General features: G+C 66.3%; 19 protein-coding genes and 3 tRNA genes. 11 read left to right on the top strand and 11 right to left on the bottom strand.

The annotated features are described in order from the left end of the window. Nucleotides 1-241: 241 nt before the first annotated feature. Nucleotides 242-421 (top strand): outer membrane protein, encoded by a 180-nt coding sequence (locus GR303_RS16930; protein ID WP_161723639.1) that lies wholly within the window; start codon nucleotides 242-244, stop codon nucleotides 419-421. A gap of 109 nt (nucleotides 422-530) precedes the next feature. Here the strand turns inward: GR303_RS16930 and GR303_RS16925 are convergent, their stop codons facing one another. The 3 genes from GR303_RS16925 to GR303_RS16915 all read right to left on the bottom strand — a co-directional run bounded on the left by GR303_RS16925 (nucleotide 531) and on the right by GR303_RS16915 (nucleotide 2,928). Next, on the bottom strand, nucleotides 531-881 hold the full coding sequence (locus GR303_RS16925) for a DUF1236 domain-containing protein (RefSeq protein ID WP_161723640.1): 351 nt from the start codon (nucleotides 879-881) through the stop codon (nucleotides 531-533). Nucleotides 882-1,110: 229 nt separating this feature from the next. Next, nucleotides 1,111-2,520, bottom strand: a complete 1,410-nt coding sequence (glnA, locus tag GR303_RS16920; RefSeq protein WP_161723641.1) for a type I glutamate--ammonia ligase — start codon at nucleotides 2,518-2,520, stop codon at nucleotides 1,111-1,113. A gap of 69 nt (nucleotides 2,521-2,589) precedes the next feature. Further along, nucleotides 2,590-2,928 carry a P-II family nitrogen regulator gene (locus GR303_RS16915; RefSeq protein ID WP_036352735.1) on the bottom strand — a complete coding sequence of 113 codons (339 nt, stop codon included), beginning with the start codon at nucleotides 2,926-2,928 and terminating at the stop codon, nucleotides 2,590-2,592. A gap of 180 nt (nucleotides 2,929-3,108) precedes the next feature. Here GR303_RS16915 and GR303_RS16910 point away from each other — a divergent pair, with 180 nt between their 5' ends. Continuing rightward, the gene (locus tag GR303_RS16910; protein ID WP_161723642.1) at nucleotides 3,109-4,596 is read left to right on the top strand and encodes an NAD(P)H-hydrate dehydratase; all 1,488 of its coding nucleotides are present in this window, start codon (nucleotides 3,109-3,111) and stop codon (nucleotides 4,594-4,596) included. Here GR303_RS16910 and GR303_RS16905 read toward each other — a convergent pair. Then, entirely contained in the window at nucleotides 4,589-5,932 is a 1,344-nt protein-coding gene (locus GR303_RS16905) for a multicopper oxidase family protein (RefSeq protein ID WP_161723643.1), read from the bottom strand. The two genes, GR303_RS16910 and GR303_RS16905, sit on opposite strands and share 8 nt — an antisense overlap. A 170-nt stretch (nucleotides 5,933-6,102) precedes the next feature. On the opposite strand from GR303_RS16905, the gene GR303_RS16900 reads away from it, so the two are divergent. The 7 genes from GR303_RS16900 (at nucleotide 6,103) to GR303_RS16870 (ending at nucleotide 13,160) form a co-directional block, all read left to right on the top strand. Continuing rightward, a tRNA-Leu gene (locus GR303_RS16900) sits at nucleotides 6,103-6,187 on the top strand. Nucleotides 6,188-6,304: 117 nt separating this feature from the next. Further along, nucleotides 6,305-7,672 (top strand): trigger factor, encoded by a 1,368-nt coding sequence (gene tig / locus GR303_RS16895; RefSeq protein ID WP_161723644.1) that lies wholly within the window; start codon nucleotides 6,305-6,307, stop codon nucleotides 7,670-7,672. Between the two features lie 77 nt (nucleotides 7,673-7,749). Then, the gene (locus GR303_RS16890) at nucleotides 7,750-8,382 is read left to right on the top strand and encodes an ATP-dependent Clp protease proteolytic subunit (protein ID WP_161723645.1); all 633 of its coding nucleotides are present in this window, start codon (nucleotides 7,750-7,752) and stop codon (nucleotides 8,380-8,382) included. 222 nt (nucleotides 8,383-8,604) lie between these two features. Further along, nucleotides 8,605-9,873 carry an ATP-dependent Clp protease ATP-binding subunit ClpX gene (clpX, locus tag GR303_RS16885; protein ID WP_161723646.1) on the top strand — a complete coding sequence of 423 codons (1,269 nt, stop codon included), beginning with the start codon at nucleotides 8,605-8,607 and terminating at the stop codon, nucleotides 9,871-9,873. Between the two features lie 229 nt (nucleotides 9,874-10,102). Further along, nucleotides 10,103-12,529: an endopeptidase La gene (gene lon, locus GR303_RS16880; protein ID WP_161723647.1), complete on the top strand. Its 2,427-nt coding sequence runs from the start codon at nucleotides 10,103-10,105 to the stop codon at nucleotides 12,527-12,529. Nucleotides 12,530-12,723: 194 nt separating this feature from the next. Continuing rightward, a complete protein-coding gene (locus tag GR303_RS16875) occupies nucleotides 12,724-13,002 on the top strand; it encodes an HU family DNA-binding protein (protein ID WP_161723648.1) in 279 nt (92 codons plus the stop codon). Between the two features lie 82 nt (nucleotides 13,003-13,084). Then, nucleotides 13,085-13,160, top strand: a tRNA-Val gene (locus tag GR303_RS16870). Nucleotides 13,161-13,181: 21 nt separating this feature from the next. Here the strand turns inward: GR303_RS16870 and GR303_RS16865 are convergent. The 4 genes from GR303_RS16865 to GR303_RS16850 all read right to left on the bottom strand — a co-directional run bounded on the left by GR303_RS16865 (nucleotide 13,182) and on the right by GR303_RS16850 (nucleotide 15,620). Further along, nucleotides 13,182-13,763 carry a DUF1003 domain-containing protein gene (locus tag GR303_RS16865; RefSeq protein WP_161723649.1) on the bottom strand — a complete coding sequence of 194 codons (582 nt, stop codon included), beginning with the start codon at nucleotides 13,761-13,763 and terminating at the stop codon, nucleotides 13,182-13,184. A gap of 229 nt (nucleotides 13,764-13,992) precedes the next feature. Next, the gene (locus GR303_RS16860) at nucleotides 13,993-14,619 is read right to left on the bottom strand and encodes a DUF4142 domain-containing protein (protein WP_161723650.1); all 627 of its coding nucleotides are present in this window, start codon (nucleotides 14,617-14,619) and stop codon (nucleotides 13,993-13,995) included. Between the two features lie 403 nt (nucleotides 14,620-15,022). Then, nucleotides 15,023-15,100, bottom strand: a tRNA-Pro gene (locus GR303_RS16855). A 97-nt stretch (nucleotides 15,101-15,197) separates the two neighbouring features. Beyond that, nucleotides 15,198-15,620, bottom strand: a complete 423-nt coding sequence (locus tag GR303_RS16850; protein WP_161723651.1) for a DUF2141 domain-containing protein — start codon at nucleotides 15,618-15,620, stop codon at nucleotides 15,198-15,200. Nucleotides 15,621-15,822: 202 nt separating this feature from the next. Here GR303_RS16850 and GR303_RS16845 point away from each other — a divergent pair, with 202 nt between their 5' ends. Next, a complete protein-coding gene (locus GR303_RS16845) occupies nucleotides 15,823-16,812 on the top strand; it encodes an ABC transporter ATP-binding protein (protein WP_161723652.1) in 990 nt (329 codons plus the stop codon). Next, the gene (locus tag GR303_RS16840) at nucleotides 16,809-18,014 is read left to right on the top strand and encodes an ABC transporter permease (RefSeq protein ID WP_161723653.1); all 1,206 of its coding nucleotides are present in this window, start codon (nucleotides 16,809-16,811) and stop codon (nucleotides 18,012-18,014) included. The genes GR303_RS16845 and GR303_RS16840 overlap by 4 nt, the downstream gene beginning before the upstream one ends. Before the next feature lie 8 nt (nucleotides 18,015-18,022). Here GR303_RS16840 and GR303_RS16835 read toward each other — a convergent pair whose 3' ends face one another. The 3 genes from GR303_RS16835 to argH are packed head-to-tail and all read right to left on the bottom strand — an operon-like array spanning nucleotide 18,023 to nucleotide 21,497. Further along, on the bottom strand, nucleotides 18,023-18,922 hold the full coding sequence (locus GR303_RS16835; RefSeq protein WP_425487116.1) for a carbohydrate kinase family protein: 900 nt from the start codon (nucleotides 18,920-18,922) through the stop codon (nucleotides 18,023-18,025). Further along, the gene (locus tag GR303_RS16830) at nucleotides 18,919-19,989 is read right to left on the bottom strand and encodes an ABC transporter ATP-binding protein (protein ID WP_161723656.1); all 1,071 of its coding nucleotides are present in this window, start codon (nucleotides 19,987-19,989) and stop codon (nucleotides 18,919-18,921) included. Before GR303_RS16830 ends, GR303_RS16835 begins: the two co-directional genes overlap by 4 nt. Then, a complete protein-coding gene (gene argH / locus GR303_RS16825; RefSeq protein WP_161723658.1) occupies nucleotides 19,989-21,497 on the bottom strand; it encodes an argininosuccinate lyase in 1,509 nt (502 codons plus the stop codon). The genes GR303_RS16830 and argH overlap by 1 nt, the downstream gene beginning before the upstream one ends. Between the last annotated feature and the right edge of the window lie 3 nt (nucleotides 21,498-21,500).

Raw genomic sequence — 21,500 nt, 5'->3', positions numbered from 1 at the left:
GACAACGACGACGACTTCCCGGGCTTCGACGGCGAGACCGACTTCGGCGTCATCCGCGCCGGTCTGAACTTCCGCTTCGGCACCTACTAAGATCCGGCGCCGCAGCACAACACAACAAGGCCCGGGGGCAACCCCGGGCCTTTTCGTTTTTGAAGCGCGGAATGGGGTTTTCAGCGGACCTGCGGGCAGAGGTCCTTAATTACGTTGCGTAACTGTGTTTGGGCGGTCACAGATTGTGGTCATGATCCATTTTATAGCTGTCACCGGCAATCTGTCGGCGCGTGCCGAGTATCGCTACACGCAGTTCGACAATCTCAGCAACGACCTGACGCCGCTCTTCAATTCGCGCGTCACCTCCGATGCCGATGTCGAGTTCCATACCGTCCGGGTGGGCGTGAGCTACAAGTTCGGCAGCTACTGAACTCAAATCCGTCGTTCAGCAAACAGGCCCGGCTTTGCCGGGCCTGTCCTTTTGGTCCTGCAACAGGCGGCATTCTGCCGAATGGGCCTGAAGGTCGGACCTAGGGCGGTTACTCGACGATGGTCACCACCTTGCGGGTCCGCGGGTCCACGAGAACCACGTCGTCGTTATAGACGAAGTAGCGGTAGCCCTTCACGGACGGGATCTCGGACACGATCGTCTCGGGAACGGTCTGCAGCTCAACCGTTTCCGGGACCGTGGCGCCGACCGTCACGCGCTCCTTGATGGTGACGGGCTTCGCCGTGCTGAGCTGCTGGCGAATGACGGTACGCTTCTCGGGAGCGATCGTGAGGGAGCCCGTCGTCTCGGTGGTCGTGGTCGTCACCGAGGTCTGGGCGCCAGCGGGGACGGCGGTCAGCAGGCCGATGGCGGCTGCGGTCGCGATCATGACGCTTTTCATGTTCAATCTCCTCTGAAGTTCTCCGGGCGCATGGAAGCGCCGGCGTGAACGGGGCTGCCCGTTCACTCGGGTCTGATAATTCAGATCGGCCGGATCCGTTCCCCTCCCGATGGTCTTTAAGCCTCCACGAGGGCCTAAGCTCCTGAATCCTCGACAAAAAAAGCCGGAGCTCTGGGAGCTCCGGCTTAGGAAGGCCGCTGTCCGAGCAGCCGGGAGGAAGGCCTGGTCGTCAGACCGAGTAGTACATCTGGAACTCGACCGGGTGCGGGGTCATCTCGAAGCGGGCGACCTCGGTCATCTTCAGCTCGATGTAGCTGTCGATGAAATCGTCGTTGAAGACGCCGCCGGCCTTCAGGAAGGCACGGTCCTTGTCCAGGCTGGCGAGGGCCTCGCGCAGAGAGCCGCACACGGTCGGGATCTTCTTCAGCTCGCGCGGCGGCAGGTCGTAGAGGTCCTTGTCCATGGCCGGGCCGGGGTCGATCTTGTTGATGATGCCGTCGAGGCCGGCCATCAGCATCGCGGCGAAGGCAAGATACGGGTTGGCGGTCGGATCGGGGAAGCGAACCTCGACGCGCTTGGCCTTCGGCGAGGTCGTCCACGGGATGCGGCAGGAGGCCGAGCGGTTGCGGGCCGAGTAGGCCAGCAGCACCGGAGCCTCATAGCCGGGGACGAGGCGCTTGTAGGAGTTCGTCGACGGGTTGGTGAAGGCGTTGAGCGCCTTGGCGTGCTTGATGATGCCGCCGATGTACCACAGGCATTCCTGCGAGAGGTCGGCGTACTTGTTCCCGGCGAAAAGCGGCTTGCCGCCCTTCCACAGGGACTGGTGCACGTGCATGCCCGAGCCGTTGTCGCCATAGACGGGCTTCGGCATGAAGGTGGCCGTCTTGCCGTAGGACTGGGCCACGTTGTGGATGCAGTACTTGTAGATCTGCATCTCGTCGGCGGTGCGGACGAGGGTGTTGAACTTCGTACCGAGTTCGTGCTGGGCGGAGGCCACCTCGTGGTGGTGCTTCTCGACCGTGACGCCCATGGCCTTCATGGCCGCCAGCATCTCGCTGCGCATGTCCTGGGCGGAATCCAGCGGGGGAACCGGGAAGTAGCCGCCCTTGACCGGGATGCGGTGGCCCAGATTGCCGCCCTCATAGGCCGTGTCGCCGTTGATCGGCAGCTCGGCCGCATCGAGCTTGAAGCCCGTGTTGTAGGGATCGGCGGAGATCTTCACGTCGTCGAAGACGAAGAACTCGGCCTCGGGGCCCACATAGACCGTATCGGCGATGCCCGTGGACTTGAGGTAGGCCTCGGCCTTCTTGGCGATGCCGCGCGGGTCGCGGTTGTAGGGCTCGCCGGTGGCCGGCTCGAGAATGTCGCAGTTGATCGACATGGTGGCCGCCGAGAAGAACGGGTCCATCTGGGCCGTCGTCGGGTCGGGCATGAGGGTCATGTCGGATTCGTTGATCGCCTTCCAGCCGGCGATGGACGAGCCGTCGAACATGATGCCGTCGGCGAACAGGTCCTCATCGACCATCGACACGTCGAAGGTCACGTGCTGCCACTTGCCGCGCGGGTCGGTGAAACGGAAGTCGACATACTGGACGTCGTTGTCCTTGATCGCCTTGAGCACATCCTTGGCGGTCTGCATGATGGTCTGGTCCTCTTCTGCCCTTGAAAGTCATCCTTGGCCGTCAGGCCTTGGCTTGGAAAAGCAAGCCTAGATCGCGTCGGATCCGGTCTCGCCCGTGCGGATACGAACGGCCTCCTCGACCGTCGAAACGAAAATCTTGCCGTCGCCGATGCGACCGGTCTGTGCGGCTTTGCGGATGGCCTCGATGGCAGCGTCCGCCATGTCGTCATTGAGAACGATCTCGAGCTTCACCTTCGGCAGGAAGTCGACGACATATTCCGCGCCGCGGTAGAGCTCGGTGTGGCCCTTCTGGCGGCCGAAGCCCTTGGCCTCGATCACGGTGATGCCCTGCAGGCCGACTTCCTGGAGAGCTTCTTTGACTTCATCGAGCTTGAAGGGCTTGATGATGGCTTCGATCTTCTTCATCCCGTTCAACCGTTCTCGTTCGAGGTTTTGCTGCTTTTAGCACCGGCAGGGAGGAGCCTTCCATGGCCTCGCGGATTCAAAGCTGCCCATTCTGCCGACTTGATGGGCATCTTCTGACCAAAGTTTGTGCAGTTGCGAAAATCCTCGTCAAACCCGGCAAAACAGGTTCACTTTGCGCCCATGACAGCCCCTGAACTGGTCCTGACCCCTTCGGAAATGAAGCAGGCCGACCGGGATGCCATTGCGAGCGGCATTCCCGGGATTAAGCTCATGCGGCGGGCGGGGCGTGCCGTGGCCGAGTGTGCCGAAAAATTAGCCTCTCCCGGTGCCGCCATCGTCGTGGCGGCGGGACCCGGGCAGAACGGAGGCGACGGCTTCATCGCGGCCAGTCTCCTGGCCGAGCGCGGCTACCGGGTGACGCTGGGGCTCCTGGGGCCGGCAGAGCGCCTGATGGGCGATGCGGCCGAGGCTGCCCAGGGATGGAAGGGTGGGATCGTTCCCATCGAGGATCTGCGCTTTGACGATGCCGACCTGATCGTCGATGCCCTGTTCGGCACCGGCCTTGCCCGCGATCTCGGGGGAGAGGCCCGGCTGGCCGTCGAGCGCATGAACGCTTCGGCCAAGCCGATTCTCGCCGTCGACCTCCCGTCCGGGATCGACGGCGACACCGGCGCGGTCCGGGGTGCCGCGGTCAGGGCCGATCGAACGGTGACCTTCGCGGCCCGAAAGCCGTGCCATCTTCTGATGCCGGGGCGGGCACATTGCGGCGCGGTCGAGGTGGCGGATATCGGGATACCGCGGCCCATTCTGGAGGCCCGGGGCGGAACCCTGTTCGCCAATGCCCCGGCGCTGTGGCGGCACAGGCTGCCGAGACCCGGTCTCACCTCCCACAAATACGAGCGCGGCCACACCCTCGTGGCCTCCGGCGGCGCCACCCGGACGGGCGCGGCCCGGCTCGCGGCGCGGGCGGCGCTGCGGATCGGCTCCGGGCTCGTGACGGTGGCCTCGCCGCCGGAGGCGATCGGCGTCAACGCGGCGCACCTCACCGCCATCATGCTGCGCGGCTGCGACGGGCCGGAGGGGCTGCACACCATCCTGCAGGACCAGCGCTTCAATGCCCTGGTGCTCGGGCCGGCGCTCGGCGTCCATGCGGGCACGCGCGCCATGGTGACGGTCGCCGTGCACGCGCGGCGCAGCCTCGTCCTCGATGCGGATGCGCTCACCTCGTTCGAGGGCCTGGCCTCCGAACTGCACGGCGCCTTCAGCCACGCGCCGACGGTGCTCACCCCGCACGGTGGCGAGTTCACGCGCCTGTTCAAGGGACGCCCGGATCTGCTTGATCCGGAATCGAAAATCGAGCGTGCGCGCCGGGCTGCCGCCTATACGGGGGCGGTGGTGCTGCTCAAGGGTGCGGACACGGTGATCACCGCGCCGGACGGGCGCGCCGCCATCAACGAGAATGGAACGCCGTATCTCGCCACCGCCGGATCCGGCGACACCCTCTGCGGCCTCATCGCCGGCCTGATGGCCCAGGGAGTGCCCGCCTTCGAGGCGGCCTGCGCCGGCGTCTGGATCCACGCCGAGGCGGGAGAGCGCTTCGGGCCGGGCCTGATCGCCGAGGATCTCGCCGAGCTGGTGCCCGGGGTCCTGCGGGATCTGCTCAGGTAACCTCGATCCAGGTCCACAGGCCCGCATCGAACCGCTCCAGCACGGTCGAGGCCAGCAGCCACCGGCCGGGATTGTCGGCCACGAAGGCGATTCGGACGGTTCTGTTCTCCGGCACCTGAACCGTGTCCAGCCAATAGGGCTCCCAGCCGTCGTCCAGCGCATGCAGGAGGCGGAAGGAATGGCCATGCAGGTGCAGGGGCTGCATGAAAGCGGTCTGGTTCGTGAGCGTCAGCACCACCGGACTGCCGCGCTTCACCTTGACGAGCGGGGATCCCGTCGGCTGACCGGCCGCTCCGTTGATGGTCCATGGGGCGTTCGGGGCCTTGGGATCGCCCTTGATGACCACATCCTTGCGGGTGGCGTTCTGGAGCCTGATGGTCTCCGGCAGCTTCGTGTTGGCCGGCAGCGGGGCGATGGCGGGCAGGGCGGGGCGCCTCTCGCCGGCAGTCGCTATTTCCAGCAGGGGCAGACCGTCGCCGATCAGGGCCGTGACGGTGCCTGCCGCTCCTGCCTCGGGGGCCAGGTCCACGAGCAAGTCGTAGCGGGTGCCCGGCGCGAAGGGCAGGGAGGCCCTCAGGGGTTCGAAGGTGCTGGTCGGCTGGCCGTCGACGGCGATCACGTAAGCCTTCAGCCCGTCGAAGCGCAGGCGCATGGCCCGGGCGTTGCAGGCATTGGCCAGCCGCAGCCGCAGCCGTCCGCCGGGAGGCGCCTCGATCTTCTGGGGCGTCGGCTGGCCGTTCAGGCCGAGCCAGCTCCCGAGGCGGCCCGCAGGGGCAGCGCCGGACGGTTTCTCGAAGGGCGTGAGCGAACCATTGCCATCCAGGCTCCAGTCGTCGACGAGCAGGGCGAGATCGCGGTCGACCTGCGGAGGATCGGCCTCCTCCACGATGAGCAGTCCTGAGAGGCCGCGCTCCTGGGGCTCGGCGCTGCGGCCGAGCACGCAGGGACGGATCAGGAAGGTGCCCGCATCGGGCGGAACGAAGCGGTAATCGTAGGACCGGCCGGGCGGCACCGGATCCTGGGTCAGTCCGCCGACGCCGTCCATGCCATTGGGGCCGCGAACCCCGTGGAAGTGGAGGGAAAGGGGCAGGTCGGTCTCGTTGGCGAGGGTGAGATTCAGCTCCTCGCCGTGCCTGACACGGAAGGCCGGGGCCAGAGTTTTGTCGAAGATCCAGGCCTCCACCTCCGATCGTGCATCGGGCTGGAGCCGGACGAGATTGGGCTCGGCCTTCAGGACGCCGGACTGAGCGGCCGCCGGGCTCTGCGCCAAGGCTGCTCGGGGCAGGCCGATCAGGGAGGTGGCGAGGCCGGCGGTGACGGCGCGGCGGGTGATCATGCGGGAGGGCTCACGGCGGTGGAGGATGCTGCAACGGGTACAGCCTTGAACGCGAACGGCCAAGTTCGGTTGCCTTTTGCCGCACACCAACTTTTTTGATGCACCGTCTTTCAACCGTGCTATAGAGCCGCGTCCCGGACGAGGGGCGCGTTCGCGCGCGCCGCTCCCGCGCGGGCGTGGCGGAATTGGTAGACGCACTGGATTTAGGTTCCAGCGACGAAAGTTGTGGGGGTTCGAGTCCCTCCGCCCGCACCAATCCCGCCGGGATTGGGCTCCGGAGGCTCCATGTGGCTTGGGTTGTGACGGCCTGATGCGGCATCGGCCGGAGCCTGGATTTGAGATTCTTTCGAGTGGATGAAGGCGAATAGTACCATGCAGGTGACGGAAACACTGTCCCAAGGCTTGAAGAGAGAGTTCAAGGTCGTGCTCCCGGCCACCGAGTTGGAAGAGCGCCTGAACAGCGAATTGTCGACCCTCAAGGATCGCGTGCGGCTCAACGGCTTCCGCCCCGGCAAGGTGCCGGTGGGGCACCTGCGCAAGGTCTATGGCCGCTCGGTGATGGCCGACGTCCTGCAGAACGCCGTCAACGAGGCCAACCGCAAGATCGTCGAGGACAACGGCCTGAAGCTCGCCAACGAGCCGCAGATCCAGTTCCCCGAGAACAAGGACGAGGTCGAGAAGGCCATGGAGGCCAAGGGCGACCTGGCCTTCACCGTCGCCCTCGAGGTGCTGCCGGTCTTCGAGCTCGCCGACCTGTCCGACGTCTCGGTCAAGAAGCCGGTGGCCGAGGTGACCGACGCCGAGGTCAACGAATCGCTCGAGCGCATGGCCAAGCAGAACCGCTCCTTCGAGACGAAGGACGGCGCCGCCGCCTCCGGCGACCGGGTGGTGGTGGACTTCGTGGGCCGCATCGACGGCGCCGAGTTCGAGGGCGGCAAGGGTGAGGACATCCGGGTCGAGCTCGGCTCCAACACCTTCATCCCGGGCTTCGAGGACCAGCTCGTCGGCCTCAAGGCCGGCGACACCAAGCTGGTCAAGGTGAAGTTCCCCGAGAACTACCTGGCGCCGCACCTGGCCGGCAAGGATGCCGAGTTCGACGTGACCGTGAAGGAGGTTGAGGCTCCCGGCGAGCTGAAGATCGACGACGAGATGGCCAAGGGCTTCGGCATGGAATCCCTGGACAAGCTCAAGGACGCGATCCGCGACGCCATCAAGCGTGACTTCGAGGCCCAGTCCCGCCGCAAGGTGAAGAAGGAGCTTCTCGACGCCCTGGACGCCAAGTACAGCTTCGAGCTGCCGCCGACCCTGGTCGAGCAGGAATTCACGGCCGTGTGGTCGCAGGTCCTGGGCGACATGAAGTCCAACAACCGCACCTTCGAGGATGAAGGCACCACCGAGGAAGAGGCCAAGGCCGAGTACCGGAAGATCGCCGAGCGCCGCGTGCGCCTCGGTTTGGTCCTTGCGCAGATCGGCGAGAAGACCGATATCAAGATCTCCGACGATGAGGTGACTCAGGCCCTCATCGAGCGGGTCCGCCAGTATCCCGGCCAGGAGCGCCAGGTTTGGGAGTTCTACCAAAAGAACCCGCAGGCCCTAGCTGAAATCCGGGCTCCCCTGTTCGAAGAGAAGGTCGTCGACCATATCCTGTCCCAGGTGAAGGTGGACGAGGAGACCGTCTCCAAGGATGTCCTCTTCAGCGACGAGGACGAGGGCGGAGAGAAATCCGGCAAGGGCGAGTAACGCTCCCTTAAGCGTCTCGTTGCTTGCATGACATGCACGGCCGCGGATTCGCGCGGCCGAAACGGAGCAGTGAGACAATGAGAGATCCGGTAGCGCTCTTCAACAACACGCTCGTCCCCATGGTGGTCGAGCAGTCGAACCGCGGCGAGCGTGCGTTCGACATCTATTCGCGCCTCCTGCGCGAGCGGATTATCTTCCTCACGGGTCCGGTCGAAGACTACTCGGCCTCGCTGATCGTGGCACAGCTCCTGTTCCTCGAGGCCGAGAACCCGAAGAAGGAGATCTCCTTCTACATCAACTCGCCCGGCGGCGTGGTGACCTCGGGCCTGTCGATCTACGACACCATGCAGTTCATCCGCTGCCCGGTCTCGACCCTCTGCGTCGGCCAGGCGGCCTCCATGGGCTCCCTCCTGCTGACCGCCGGCGAGAAGGGCATGCGCTTCGCGCTCCCGAACGCCCGCATCATGGTCCACCAGCCCTCCGGCGGCTACCAGGGCCAGGTCACGGACATCATGATCCATGCCCGCGAGAGCGAGGCCCTCAAGCGCCGCCTGAACGAGATCTACGTCCAGCACACCGGCCAGCCCTACGAGGTCATCGAGCGGGCCCTGGAGCGCGACAATTTCATGACCGCCGAAGCGGCCCAGGAGTTCGGGCTGATCGACCAGGTGATCGCCAAGCGTCCCGAGCCTGCGGCTCCCCCGGCGTAATCCTTAAATCCTGGGGACAAATTCCTCCCGGGTGCGTCTTTTTGGCGGCCTATCCCGTTTCTATTGATCAGGCGGCATTCGCGTGATTGCATGTGGATTCGGGAGGCCGGGCGATTTGGGCGTTCAATTCTTAGCGACGGAACATTTTGTTAGCTCCGTCGCTCATAACTTAGAGGTGTTGGGCCGGCAGGGGCCGTCCCGGCACGGATTGGAGATGTGATAATGACCAAGGCTGGCGGCAACGACTCCAAGAGCACGCTGTACTGCTCCTTTTGCGGCAAGAGCCAGCATGAGGTTCGCAAGCTGATCGCTGGCCCGACGGTTTTCATCTGCGATGAATGCGTCGAGCTCTGCATGGACATCATCCGCGAGGAGTCGAAATCGTCTCTCGTGAAGTCCCGCGACGGGGTGCCGACCCCGAAGGAAATCAGCCGCGTTCTGGACGACTACGTGATCGGCCAGGAGCACGCCAAGAAGGTGCTCTCGGTGGCGGTCCACAACCACTACAAGCGCCTGGCCCACGCCACGAAGCACAACGACGTGGAACTGGCCAAGTCCAACATCCTGCTCATCGGCCCCACCGGCTCCGGCAAGACCCTGCTGGCCCAGACGCTCGCCCGGATCCTGGACGTGCCCTTCACCATGGCCGACGCCACGACCCTCACCGAGGCCGGCTACGTGGGCGAGGACGTGGAGAACATCATCCTCAAGCTGCTCCAGGCCTCCGACTACAACGTCGAGCGGGCGCAGCGCGGCATCGTCTATATCGACGAGATCGACAAGATCTCCCGCAAGTCGGACAACCCCTCGATCACCCGGGACGTCTCGGGCGAGGGCGTGCAGCAGGCGCTCCTGAAGATCATGGAAGGCACCGTGGCCTCCGTGCCCCCGCAGGGCGGTCGGAAGCACCCGCAGCAGGAGTTCCTGCAGGTGGACACCACGAACATCCTGTTCATCTGCGGCGGCGCCTTCGCCGGCCTCGAGCGGATCATCGCCGGGCGCGGCAAGGGAACCTCCATCGGCTTCGGCGCCACAGTCCAGGCCCCGGACGACCGCCGGACCGGCGAGATCTTCCGCGAGGTGGAGCCTGAGGATCTGCTGAAGTTCGGCCTGATCCCCGAGTTCGTCGGCCGCCTGCCGGTCCTGGCGACCCTGGAGGACCTGGACGAGGAAGCCCTCAAGAAGATCCTGCAGGAGCCCAAGAACGCCCTGGTGAAGCAGTACCAGCGCCTGTTCGAGATGGAGAACGTGACCCTGACCTTCCAGGACGAGGCCCTGAGCCTCATCGCCCGCAAGGCGATCGAACGGAAGACGGGCGCCCGCGGCCTGCGCTCCATCATGGAGGGCATCCTGCTCGAGACCATGTACGAGCTGCCAGGCCTCGATTCCGTCGAGCAGGTGGTGATCGGGCCCGAGGTGGTGGAGGGCAAGGCCAAGCCGCTCTTCATCCACGGCGAGCGCAACGATCAAGCCGCCAGCGCCAGCGCCTGACCGGGATCCAGGGGCTCCCGATGAACCGATCCGTTGCGGGCAATCTTCTTGAAAGGAAGGGCCCGCAACGCCACATTATCTCTTGCGCCGGCGCCGTCCGCTCATTGCCCGAGGGAGGGCCCTGCGTACCGGATGCAGCCCATAATAAAAGCCTGAGCATCCCGGTTATCCGTCTGAGATCCAGCTCATGTGAGGGGACTCCCGGACGCAGTCAAAAGGAAGCTGTCTCATGACACAATCGAAGCCACGTCAGCCTGTCGTTCCAGGCTCGACCGGAACCTATGCGGTTCTGCCTCTGCGCGACATTGTTGTCTTTCCGCATATGATCGTGCCGCTCTTCGTCGGCCGCGAAAAGTCGATCCGCGCGCTTGAGGAGGTGGTCAAGGGGGACCGTCACATTCTCCTGGCGACCCAGATCGATGCGACGGACGACGACCCGGCGACGGATGCGATCTACAAGGTCGGCACCCTGGCCAACGTGCTCCAGCTCCTGAAGCTGCCCGACGGCACCGTGAAGGTGCTCGTGGAGGGCGCGAGCCGGGCCAAGGTGAAGGCCTATACCCGGACCGATGAATACTACGAGGCCGAGGCCGAGGTCCTGCCCGATTCCCTGGGCGACCGGGTGGAGGCCGAGGCGCTTGCCCGCTCCGTGGTGTCCGAGTTCGAGAACTATGTGAAGCTGAACAAGAAGGTGTCGCCGGAGGTCGTGACCGCGGTGACCCAGATCGACGAGCCGGCCAAGCTCGCCGACACCATCGCTTCGCATCTGGCCATCAAGATCGCCGACAAGCAGGCGATCCTGGAGACCGCCACCGTGGCCCAGCGCCTGGAGAAGGTGCTCGGCATGATGGAGAGCGAGATTTCCGTTCTCCAGGTCGAGAAGCGGATCCGCACCCGCGTGAAGCGTCAGATGGAGAAGACGCAGCGCGAGTACTACCTCAACGAGCAGATGAAGGCGATCCAGAAGGAGCTCGGCGACGACGAAGGTCGCGACGAGCTGGCCGAGCTCGAGGAGAAGATCGAGAAGACGAAGTTCACGAAGGAAGCCCGCGAGAAGGCCCTGGGCGAGCTCAAGAAGCTCCGCCAGATGTCGCCCATGTCCGCGGAAGCCACCGTCGTGCGCAACTATCTCGACTGGCTGCTCGGGATCCCGTGGAACCGCCGCTCGAAGATGAAGAAGGACCTAAAGGCCGCCCAGGGCATCCTGGATTCGGACCATTACGGCCTGGACAAGGTCAAGGAGCGCATCGTCGAGTATCTGGCCGTGCAGCAGCGCGCCAACAAGCTCACGGGCCCGATCCTCTGCCTCGTCGGCCCTCCCGGCGTGGGCAAGACCTCGCTCGGCAAGTCCATCGCCAAGGCCACGGGCCGTGAGTTCGTGCGCATGTCGCTCGGCGGCGTCCGCGACGAGTCGGAGATCCGCGGTCACCGGCGCACCTATATCGGCTCGATGCCCGGCAAGATCATCCAGTCGATGCGGAAGGCCAAGACCTCCAACCCGCTCATCCTGCTCGACGAGATCGACAAGATGGGCATGGACTTCCGCGGCGACCCGTCGGCGGCCCTGCTGGAGGTGCTCGACCCCGAGCAGAACTCGACCTTCAACGACCATTACCTGGAGGTCGACTACGACCTGTCCAACGTGATGTTCGTGACCACGGCCAACACGCTCAACATTCCCGGCCCGCTCCTCGACCGCATGGAGGTGATCCGCATCGCGGGTTACACCGAGGAGGAGAAGGCCGAGATCGCCCGCACCCACCTGATCCCCACCTCCATGCAGAAGCATGGCCTGGCGGAGAAGGAGTGGAAGATCGGCGACGAGGCTCTCCTCATGCTGATCCGCCGCTACACCCGCGAGGCGGGCGTGCGCAACCTCGAGCGCGAGATCAACAATCTCGTCCGCAAGGCCGTGAAGGAGATCCTGATCTCCAAGGTCAAGTCCGTCGAAGTCTCGACCGACAACCTGCCCGAATTCCTCGGTCCTCCGCGCTACCGCTACGGCGAGGCCGAGACGGAGGATTCGGTCGGCACGGTCACGGGTCTCGCCTGGACCGAGGTGGGCGGCGAGCTGCTCACCATCGAAGGCATCATGATGCCGGGCAAGGGCAAGATGACCGTCACGGGCAACCTGCGTGACGTCATGAAGGAATCGATCTCGGCTGCGGCGTCCTATGTCCGCTCCCGGGCCGTCGATTTCGGCGTCGAGCCGCCCCTGTTCGACCGCCGGGACATCCACGTGCACGTGCCGGAAGGCGCGACGCCCAAGGACGGCCCGTCTGCCGGCATCGCCATGGCGAGCGCCATCGTCTCCGTCATCACCGGCATCCCGATCCGCCGCGATGTGGCCATGACGGGCGAGGTGACGCTGCGGGGCAGGGTGCTGCCCATCGGCGGCCTGAAGGAGAAGCTCCTGGCGGCCCTTCGCGGCGGGATCAAGAAGGTCCTGATCCCCGAGGAGAACGCCAAGGATCTGGTCGACATCCCGGCGAGCGTGAAGAACGGTCTCGAGATCGTTCCGGTCTCCATGATGGACCAGGTTCTCCAGCATGCCCTCGTGCGCATGCCGGAGCCCATCGAGTGGGACGAGGCCTCCGTGCCGAAGGGGCCGAAGCCGGCGGTCGAGGACGACTCGACCGGGGTCGTGGCCCACTAAGCGCCCGTACCTGACGTTAGGAGAGAAGCCCCCCGGCACCTGCCGGGGGGCTTCTTTTTTGCTGAAAACCGCCGAAAAGCGGCTGCTTTCAGCCACTTCGGGTCTTGCTTACGGACAAGCTTTACGCCAAACGGAGGGTCCCTGAAACGGTGGACCATTTCCTTCGCGGCCGCCGTGATCACTGGAGGTTAGATATGAATAAAGGCGAGCTCGTTGCGGCCGTCGCCGACAAGGTGGGCCTTTCGCGGGGCCAGGCTGGTGAGGCGATCGACGCCGCCATCGAGGCGATCACCGGTGCCCTCAAGAAGGGCGACGAGGTGAAGATCGTCGGTTTCGGCACCTTCGTGGTGACCAACCGTGCGGCCGGCGAGGCGCGCAACCCGCGCACCGGCGAGAAGGTGAAGGTCCCTGCGTCCAAGACCCCGAAGTTCCGCGCCGGCGCGGGCCTGAAGGAAGCCGTGAACGCGAAGTAAGCGCCTTTTCGGCAGTGTTTGCTTGCAAAGAGGGTCGACCGCGCTTGCGTTGTCGGCCTTCTGTTTTTATGTCAGGCCGGACGGGCGGTTAGCTCAGTTGGTAGAGCTTCGGTTTTACACACCGCAGGTCGGGGGTTCGAGTCCCTCACCGCCCACCATGCCTCCCCCTGGGCCACGCGTCACGGCGCGTCACTTTCCTGTTCCTCATCCAGCCGGTCGAGCACCTTCTCGGGAGCCACATGGCGCTCCAGCTCACGGAGGGTCGGGTCCTGGGCCTCCTTGATGCCGAGGTGCTGAGCGATGGCCCGGGTCAGCGTGAGCAGGCGCGTGATCTCGTGCTCCGAGAGCAGATTGGTCTGCAGATCCAGTTCGGAACGCCGGTCGGCCTCGGCCGCGGCCCGGTTCTGGCTGATCAGCACGAAGGTTGACAGAAAGATCGCCTCCACCGAGGCGAAGGTCGCCAGGATCACGAAGGTGGGATCGAAGGCGGGAAGCCCCGGGATGAGGTTCAGGTTGGCGGCGACCCAGCCTGCCACGAGGAAGAGGTGAACATAGACGAAGGCCATGCTTCCGGTGAACCGGGTGATCGTCTCCGCGATGCGGTCCTGAAGGCTCGCTTCTCTTTCCGCCTCCTGACGCTTGCGCTTCAGGGCATCGATGTTGCGCTCCAGAACTGAAGCGAGGACATTCGGCTCGATCGGAGGCGTGCTTGGGCTACCCCTCTGCGTCTTCGCATCATGACCAGATCTGGGCTCCGCCACGGCCTTCTCCTTTCACCTCTTGCAGGCTCCCTGAGAACGGCTGGGCTTGCGAAGAGTTCAGGCCGGTGCCCCGGCCTTTGCTCGTGTGTCGCCCCTGGGCTGGAACGCCGCACCCGAACGGCGAAACATTCGGCCGTCAGGTGGGTTTGGCAAGAATCCTCCAAGGATTGCTCCTGAGACTTCAACCCGCTCCAGACCTCTCTGGAGCGGGTCTTTTCTGCCTGCGCCGTCAGCGCAAGGTCTTCTGCATCTCCTCGAGCATGGCGATGTGCTCGCGGATGTGGCCGCGGGCCATCTTGGCCACATTCATATGCTCGCGGTTCTGCGGGTTCGACTGCAGATAGCGCTCCTGGACCTGCAGCAGATCGCGGTGGCCCTGCAGCTGGCCTTCCAGGTACATCCTGTCGAAATCGGCGCCGGCCTGCTGGCTCTGCATCTTCTGGATCATCTCGCGGGCGCTCGCGTCCATCTGCATCGCCGGCATGCCCGCACCGCTCTGGCCCGCGGCCGCCCCCGTCGCCGAGGTCATGCCGGGATCCATCATGGAGCGCAGAACCTCGGAGAGGGTCATCTGCTCCTGCATCTCGAAATTGGCAAAGCGCTTCAGGTCATCGTTGCGGAGCTTGTTCATGGCGGCCCGGCTCGTTTCCAGAGCCACCATGCCGAGCTGCATGGTCTGCTGCATGTGCTGCATGTCGGCCTGGCCCATCTGACCGCCCGCGCGGTTCATGGGCATGCCGCCCGCGGCGCCAGACGGGCCCGAGGGCATGGCGGGCGAGCCGCCGCTCGTCTGCGCGAGGGCGGGGCCGACAACGAGCGCGGCGGCGAGGCCGCCAAGAAGGGCACGACGATCCATTGGTCTCTCCTGCTGATCATCCGGCTCGGCCGCGACACGCCGAAGGAGCGCTCGACTCTGGGCCGCCGTTGCGGGGCGAACGCCACCGGAGGGGCTTTGTTTCAGCTCGGCCATGATACAATCAACAGCTTGTGACGGCTGGCGTGCAGGTTTGATGGAGGGCACCCGTCCGGGCCTGGAAGACGAAGGCGAAAGGAGCCGGCCGCAGCCACATGCCCCCGCTTTGGGAAAGGGCACCATCCAAGGAGCCGGTTCCGGCTTCCCCGGTGCGCAAAGCGGAGAGCGAACCTGCTGACTCAGATGATGCGGAGCGGCTTTCGGCGTGCCATCCTGCCACAAAAGCCAACGGCGCCCGAAGGGGCGCCGCATCCAATCCTGCCTGAGCAGGCTCAAGGGCTTTGAATGGTCGGAGCGGCGGGATTTGAACCCACGACCCCTAGTCCCCCAGACTAGTGCGCTAACCGGGCTGCGCTACGCTCCGACGCCTTGACGGCTTGTGTCACTTAGCTCCGGCGGTGCGGCTGTGCAACCCCTGAAATTCACTTTGGCCGGGAAACTCGCCGGAAGCGCGGGCGGCACTACCGTGCCAGGGGTGATCTCATGAGGCGGATGCGGGCGAGGGTGTCGCCGGTCACTGCGATGCGAGCGGCTTCGAAGGAGGGAGGCGCCGTGCGGCCGGTGCCGTTGCTGAAGGCGTAGGGTTCCAGGGGCAGGCCGTTGGGGGCGCGATCGAGGGCGTTGTTGCCGTTCGTGTCCTGGAAGGCGGCGATCGCGTAGGTGCCTTCGGGAAGGTTCTGGAAGAGCACCCGGAACTCTCCCGACGGGGGCTGGATCCTCTGGCTGTAGCCGCAGGATCCGAAATCGAGGGAGCCGGAGCAGATTCCAACCAGGACGATTCCGCCTGCCGGATCGGCGCCCTCCACGTGGACGGCGAGCTGGGCGGCGGCGGCGCTGCCCATCGTTGCAAGACCCACGAGAAGCGCGGCTGCTGAACGAACCATGGATGCTTGCCCCGATGCGGTTGCGACCCTTGCGATCTTTCGATCAGCATAGGTGGAGCGGCCGGGGCGGATGGCGAGGTCTTCACAGCTTTTGGAGCACCGTCCGGGTTGCCCTTTCCCATGCGGGAGAGCGGGCTAGGTTCATGGGAGGCCGGCCGAGGCTTCCGGCACGCCCTTCCGTTCACAACCGGTACCGTTTTCGATGAGCCCTTCCTTCCTGGCGAACCAGGACCCGCCGATGCCGCAGGGGACGCCTCTGACCGGAGCGCCGGCGGTTGCGACCCTGGCCGGGATCCATGTGTCCTATGGCCAGCGCACGGTGCTGCAGGGCCTGGACCTCACCTTGAGGGCCGGGGAGATCTTCGCGCTGCTCGGGCGCAACGGAACGGGCAAGTCGACCCTGATGCGCCTTCTCACGGGGCAGATGGCGGCCTCGGCCGGCGAGGTGAGGGTGTTCGGCGCCGATCCGTGCCGGACTGCGGAGCCGCGACGGCTGATGAGCCTCGTTCCCCAGGAGATCGCCCTCTATCCCCGCCTGACCGTGCGGGAGAACCTGGAGGTGCTTGGCGGCATGATGGGCTTGAGGCGCACGGACATTTCCCGGCGCGTGGAGGAGGCCATGATCCTCGCGCGGCTCGAGGACAGGCGCGACGACCTCGTCGAGCATCTCTCGGGCGGCTACAAGCGCCGGGCGAACATCGCCGCGGCCCTGCTCACCCGGCCCCGGCTCCTGCTGCTCGACGAGCCCACCGTCGGGGTGGATGTGGAGGCCCGCCTGTCGCTCCACCGGACGCTGCGGGACCTTCGGGACCATGGCACGGCCGTCCTGCTCACGACGCACGATCTCGACGAGGCGCGGGCGCTGTCGGACCGCGTCGGCATCCTGGCTGCGGGGCGGCTGGCGGAGGAGGGGCCCATCGGCGGCATTCTCCAGCGGATATACGGCGAACGGCGCGAGGTCGTGCTCGTACTGAGCCGGGAGCCGGACATGAAGAAGCTGGATGCGCTGCGGCGTCTCGGCTTCGAGCCCACCCCCAATCCGCTCGAATGGAGCTGCTGGGTCGGCGGCCCCGACATCTTCGGTGCCCTGCAGTCCAGCCTCACGCGAAGCGGCATCGACCTGCACGAGATCCGCCTGCGGGAGCCGGGCCTCGAGCATGTGCTCTCGCGGGTGGAGGAGGGGCTGCGATGATCGTCCCCGCCGCCCGCGTCATGCTCCTGACCCTGCTGCGCGACCGCGGCGCGCTTGCCATGGCCTTCCTTCTGCCGCCGCTGATCTTCGTGATCTTCGCGTCGATCTTCTCCGCTGCCGGCGGCGACCAGCTGCGGCTGCATGTGGGCCTCGCCGACGTGGCGCGCAGCCCCGCCACCGCGCGGCTGGTGCAGGTGATCCTCCAGGAGCCGACCCTGCGCGTGACCTTCGGCGAGAGCGCCGGTTCCGAGGACGTGCGAAGGCTCGTGAAGGAGGGCGCGGTCGATGTGGGCCTTATTCTCCGGGGCGACCTCAATGCGCGCCGGGAGGGTGCCCCCGTTCTCCTCGTGACCCACGAGGCGAGGGCCATTGCCGGGGCGATCATGGCGGGGCATCTGCAGCGGCTGCTGGCGGTCCACATGCCGGATGTGGCCTTCAACCAGGTGCTCGCGGACCTGGAGGCTGTCGGCGGCATCACGTCGGAGCAGCGGGCCTGGATCGACGAGACCTTCCGGGAGAAGGCGGCCGGGACGCGGGACGATCCCCGCTCCCGCACGATCGGCCTCGTGGCGAGCGAGTCGGCCCTGCCGCAGAATGCGGGATGGGCCGTGTCGTATTATGCCGGAGCCGTCGCCGTGATGTTCCTGCTGCTCGCCGCCGTCCAGGGCGCGGTGGGGCTCATCGAGGAGCGGCGCCTGGGCGTCTACGACCGGCTCCTGGCCGGGCCTGGAGGCATTGCCGGAATCCTGATGGGCAAGTTCCTGTTCCTCGTCGCGCAGGGCACCGTGCAGGCGGCCCTGGTGTTCGCGACGGCTTACCTGCTCTACGACGTCGATGTGCCGGCCTCCTTCGGATCCTGGCTCGTCACCACCCTTGCGGTGGCCGCGGCGGCTTCGGCCCTGGCGCTGGCCTTGTGCAGCATCTGCACCTCGCGCCAGCAGGCGCAGGTGCTTTCGACCTTCGCAGTCCTCATCCTCTCGGCGGCAGGCGGCAGCATGGTGCCGCGTTTCTTCCTGCCGCCCTGGCTGCAGGAGGCGGGCTGGTGGACGCCGAATGCCTGGTCGATCCAGGCCTATTCCTCGGCGCTGACGCCGGGCTCGGCCTTCGCATCGCTTTCGCTGTCCTGGATCGTCCTGACCGCCATGGCGGCCGGGGCGCTGCTGCTCGCGCTCGCCGTCTCCCTGCGCCGCCGCTCGGTGTGACGCGACGGTCAGCGGCGATGCCGCGCGGGCGCTCCGCCGGGAGATTGGACGGAAAGCGCCCCCGACCGGATGCCCGCGGCAAGGCTCTCCTGCAGGCTGCCGGTTTGGAGCCAGACGTGGAGGAAGCCGGCATTGAAGGCATCGCCTGCGCCGGTGGTATCGACCACCTCGACGGGGAGCGCCCCGGCGGAGGCCTGTGCCGAGGCGGATGCGGCGGCCGCGCCCTGGGCGCCCAGCTTGAGCGCCACCACCGGGAAATGCCGCTTCAGCCTGCTCAGGATCGCTTCCACGGAGTGTTCCCCCGTGAGCGCCTCGCCTTCCTCGAGATTGGGAAGGAAGAGATCCACGCCCCGGCAGGCCTCGAAGAAGTCGGGGCCCTGCCGGATGAGGCGGTCGTCCCAGCTCGGGTCGAGGGAGACGGTCAGGCCATGGCTCCGGGCAGCGGCGACCACGCCCGGGATGTCGTTCAAGGTCGCAAATTCCGCGATGTGCAGGTGGCGCATCCCGGGAGCTGCCAGGGCCTCCTGAAGGGTGGCGGGCCGTGAGGCGCCGGCACGCCGGGACACGAAGGCCCGCTCGCCATCCTTCACCAGGGCGACGGTCGGCTGCGGGCCGGCATCGTCGGAACGCTCGACGAAGGACAGGTCGATGCCGCTCGCTTCCAGCTCCGGGTCGAGGCTGCGGGAGAGCGGATCGGTGCCGAGGCGCGTGAGCAGCGCAACCGGGCGGCCGAGGGAGGCGAGATGGGCCGCCGCGATATAGGCCCCGCCGCCGGCCGCGATCGTCACGTCCTGCGCGAAGCGTTCCCGGCCCAGCATCGGCATCTCCGGGAGGCCCGTGAAGATGATGTCGCAATAGGTCCGCCCAAGGCACAGGACCTTGTCGCGTGCGGAGGGCATGCCGGTCATCGGGCCGTCAGTGCCTTCTCGGTGGCCTTGTCGAAGTAGTAGAGCTTTTCCGCGGGGGCGTGGAGCGTGAGATGCTCGCCGATCCGAGGGATCTGGCGGCCCGGCGCGGAGCCGATGATGGTCTGCCCCGCGCTCTCGATATGCACCAGGGTCTCGGAGCCGAGGGTTTCCACCACGGCGACCGTGCCGGACACGGTCAGGCCCTCGGAGCCGGCACTCGATGGGACGAGGTCGTGGGGCCTTGCGCCGACGAGGATCTCGGAACTCGTTGCGGAGGCGAGGGGAGCCCGCACCGAGCCGCCGACCGCGAGGGCGGCTCCGCCGTCCTTCAGGGAGGCGGGCAAGAGGTTCATGGTGGGGCTGCCGATGAAGCGCGCGGTGAACACGTCGACGGGCTTCTCGTACAGCTCCAGGGGCGTGCCGACCTGCAGGATCCGACCCTCGCGCATCACCACGATCCGGTCCGCCATGGTCATGGCCTCCACCTGATCGTGGGTGACGAAGACCGAGGTGGTGCCGAGGCGGTGATGGAGCCGCTTGATCTCGATGCGCATCTGCGTGCGCAGCTGGGCATCGAGGTTGGAGAGAGGCTCGTCGAAGAGGAAGGCGGCCGGATCGCGCACCATGGCGCGGCCGATGGCGACGCGCTGGCGCTGGCCGCCCGACAGGGCCGAGGGTCTGCGCTCCAGAAGATGCGTCAGGCCGAGGGTCTCGGCCACCTGCTCCACGCGCCGGCGCTTCTCGCTCTTCGAAAGCTTGGAGCGGTAGAGGCCGAAGGCGATGTTCTCGGCGACCGTCACATGCGGGTAGATCGCGTAGTTCTGGAACACCATGGCGATGTTCCGGTCCCGCGGCTGGAGCTCGTTGACGACGCGCCCGTCGATGCGGATCGTGCCGTCGCTGATCTCCTCGAGCCCCGCGATCATCCTGAGCGTCGTGGACTTGCCGCAGCCCGAGGGGCCGACAAGGACGACGAACTCGCCGTCCTGGATCGAGAGGTCGATGCCGTGGACGACGGTGGCCGGTCCAAAGCGCTTGACGAGGCGCTCGAGTTCGATGGTCGCCATCAGCGGGCTCCGAGAAGTGCGGTGAAACGGGAATGGAGATCCTGGGCGCAAGCCTCGGCCCGACGCTGCGTCTCCTGCATCCGGCGGCGGATGTCGGCGATCTCCTGATTGTAGCCGGCAATCGCCTCGGAGAGCGCCCGCGGTGCCGGCCCGCCGAAGCGGTCGCGCACGGCGACGAAGTTTTCCGGGGAAACGATCTCGGCGAACTGCGCCCTGTCGACGCCGGTGCGCCGGCCCGCGCAGCGCTCGAAGGCGGCCTGGAAAGCCTCGTAGCCGTCCTCCGCGATGTCGCCGCCGACAGCCACCACGGCGCGGGACACCTCGGCTGCGATCTCGTGAGCCTCGCGGAACGACAGCCCCTCGCGGCGCACCAGGCTGTCGGCGAGTTCGGTCACCGTGATGCAGCTGCGGCGGATGTTCTGGCGCACCCGGTCGGGATTGATGCGCAGGGCCGGAACGAGGGCGGCAAGCAGGTCGAGGACGCGTCCGCCGCTTTCGAAGGCGCCGTATCCGAAGCCCTGGCTCTCGCCCTCGCTGTCGTTCATGTCCGTGAACGGCGTGTTGTGCATGATCGTGAGCATGGCCTGCGCCCGCCCGACCGTCTGGGAGGCGAGGTGGCGCATGTGCTCGATGGGGACCGGATTGCGCTTCTGCGGCATGATCGAGCTGATCTGCACGAAGGCGTTGGGCACGTAGACTTGGCCCACCTCGAAGCTCGTCCAGAACTGCAGGTCCTGGATGAAGCGGCCGAGATGCAGGAAGGCCAGCTCGATGGCCGAGTAGGTCGAGGTGATGTAGTCGATGGAGGCGATGCAGCCGTAGGAGTTCTGCAGCGGCCGGCTGAAGCCGAGAAGACGGGCCATCAGGTCCCGGTCGATGGGAAAGCCGCTCGTCGTGATGGCGGCGGCTCCCATGGGGCTGCGGTCGACGATGTCGCGGGCCGCCTCCAGCCGGGCGATGTCGCGCAGCAGGGTTTCGAGAACCGCGGAAAGGTAGTGCCCGAAGACGGTGGGCTGCGCCGGCTGGCCGTGCGTGTAGGCGACGATGAGCGTGCTGCTCTCCCGCTCCGCCACCGAGGCCAGGGTCTCGGCCAGGCGCACCAGGCGCTCCAGCAGGGGATCGATCCGCGCCTTGAGGCCGAGCTTGAACAGGGTGTGGTCGATGTCGTTGCGGGAGCGGGCCGTGTGCAGGCGGCCGGCGAGATCCGGCCCCAGGCGCTTGCGCAGCTCCTTCTCGATCAGGAAGAAGAAGTCCTCCACCTCGCCCGTATAGGTGAGCGCGCTCACGTCGACCTCGCGGTCGATGGCCTCGAGCGCCTGCGCGATGGGGCGGGCCTGCTCGATGGTCAGGATCCCGGTCTCGTGCAGCATCACGAGGTGGGCGCGGTCGATGAGGCGGAAGCCCTCGACGTGATGCTCCTTCGCCCCGTCGAAGAGCGGGCGCAGGACGGTTTCCTTGTAGACCGGATCCGGGAAGACGGAGGTGTCGTTGAAGGAGTTTGCCGTCATGGC

Source organism: Microvirga arsenatis (genome assembly GCF_009910705.1).
Lineage (GTDB): Bacteria > Pseudomonadota > Alphaproteobacteria > Rhizobiales > Beijerinckiaceae > Microvirga > Microvirga arsenatis.
This window is presented reverse-complemented; position numbering and strand designations above follow the sequence as displayed.

Bases quoted from the DNA above. Each gene is read 5' to 3' on its own strand.
- GR303_RS16890 (WP_161723645.1), top strand. From the start codon at position 7,750: ATGAGAGATCCGGTAGCGCTCTTCAACAACACGCTCGTCCCCATGGTG.
- tig (WP_161723644.1), top strand. From the start codon at position 6,305: ATGCAGGTGACGGAAACACTGTCCCAAGGCTTGAAGAGAGAGTTCAAG.
- GR303_RS16840 (WP_161723653.1), top strand. From the start codon at position 16,809: ATGATCGTCCCCGCCGCCCGCGTCATGCTCCTGACCCTGCTGCGCGAC.
- GR303_RS16830 (WP_161723656.1), bottom strand. From the start codon at position 19,989: ATGGCGACCATCGAACTCGAGCGCCTCGTCAAGCGCTTTGGACCGGCC.
- GR303_RS16930 (WP_161723639.1), top strand. From the start codon at position 242: ATGATCCATTTTATAGCTGTCACCGGCAATCTGTCGGCGCGTGCCGAG.
- clpX (WP_161723646.1), top strand. From the start codon at position 8,605: ATGACCAAGGCTGGCGGCAACGACTCCAAGAGCACGCTGTACTGCTCC.
- argH (WP_161723658.1), bottom strand. From the start codon at position 21,497: ATGACGGCAAACTCCTTCAACGACACCTCCGTCTTCCCGGATCCGGTC.
- GR303_RS16835 (WP_425487116.1), bottom strand. From the start codon at position 18,922: ATGACCGGCATGCCCTCCGCACGCGACAAGGTCCTGTGCCTTGGGCGG.
- GR303_RS16875 (WP_161723648.1), top strand. From the start codon at position 12,724: ATGAATAAAGGCGAGCTCGTTGCGGCCGTCGCCGACAAGGTGGGCCTT.
- GR303_RS16905 (WP_161723643.1), bottom strand. From the start codon at position 5,932: ATGATCACCCGCCGCGCCGTCACCGCCGGCCTCGCCACCTCCCTGATC.
- lon (WP_161723647.1), top strand. From the start codon at position 10,103: ATGACACAATCGAAGCCACGTCAGCCTGTCGTTCCAGGCTCGACCGGA.
- glnA (WP_161723641.1), bottom strand. From the start codon at position 2,520: ATGCAGACCGCCAAGGATGTGCTCAAGGCGATCAAGGACAACGACGTC.
- GR303_RS16915 (WP_036352735.1), bottom strand. From the start codon at position 2,928: ATGAAGAAGATCGAAGCCATCATCAAGCCCTTCAAGCTCGATGAAGTC.
- GR303_RS16850 (WP_161723651.1), bottom strand. From the start codon at position 15,620: ATGGTTCGTTCAGCAGCCGCGCTTCTCGTGGGTCTTGCAACGATGGGC.
- GR303_RS16910 (WP_161723642.1), top strand. From the start codon at position 3,109: ATGACAGCCCCTGAACTGGTCCTGACCCCTTCGGAAATGAAGCAGGCC.
- GR303_RS16925 (WP_161723640.1), bottom strand. From the start codon at position 881: ATGAAAAGCGTCATGATCGCGACCGCAGCCGCCATCGGCCTGCTGACC.
- GR303_RS16845 (WP_161723652.1), top strand. From the start codon at position 15,823: ATGAGCCCTTCCTTCCTGGCGAACCAGGACCCGCCGATGCCGCAGGGG.
- GR303_RS16860 (WP_161723650.1), bottom strand. From the start codon at position 14,619: ATGGATCGTCGTGCCCTTCTTGGCGGCCTCGCCGCCGCGCTCGTTGTC.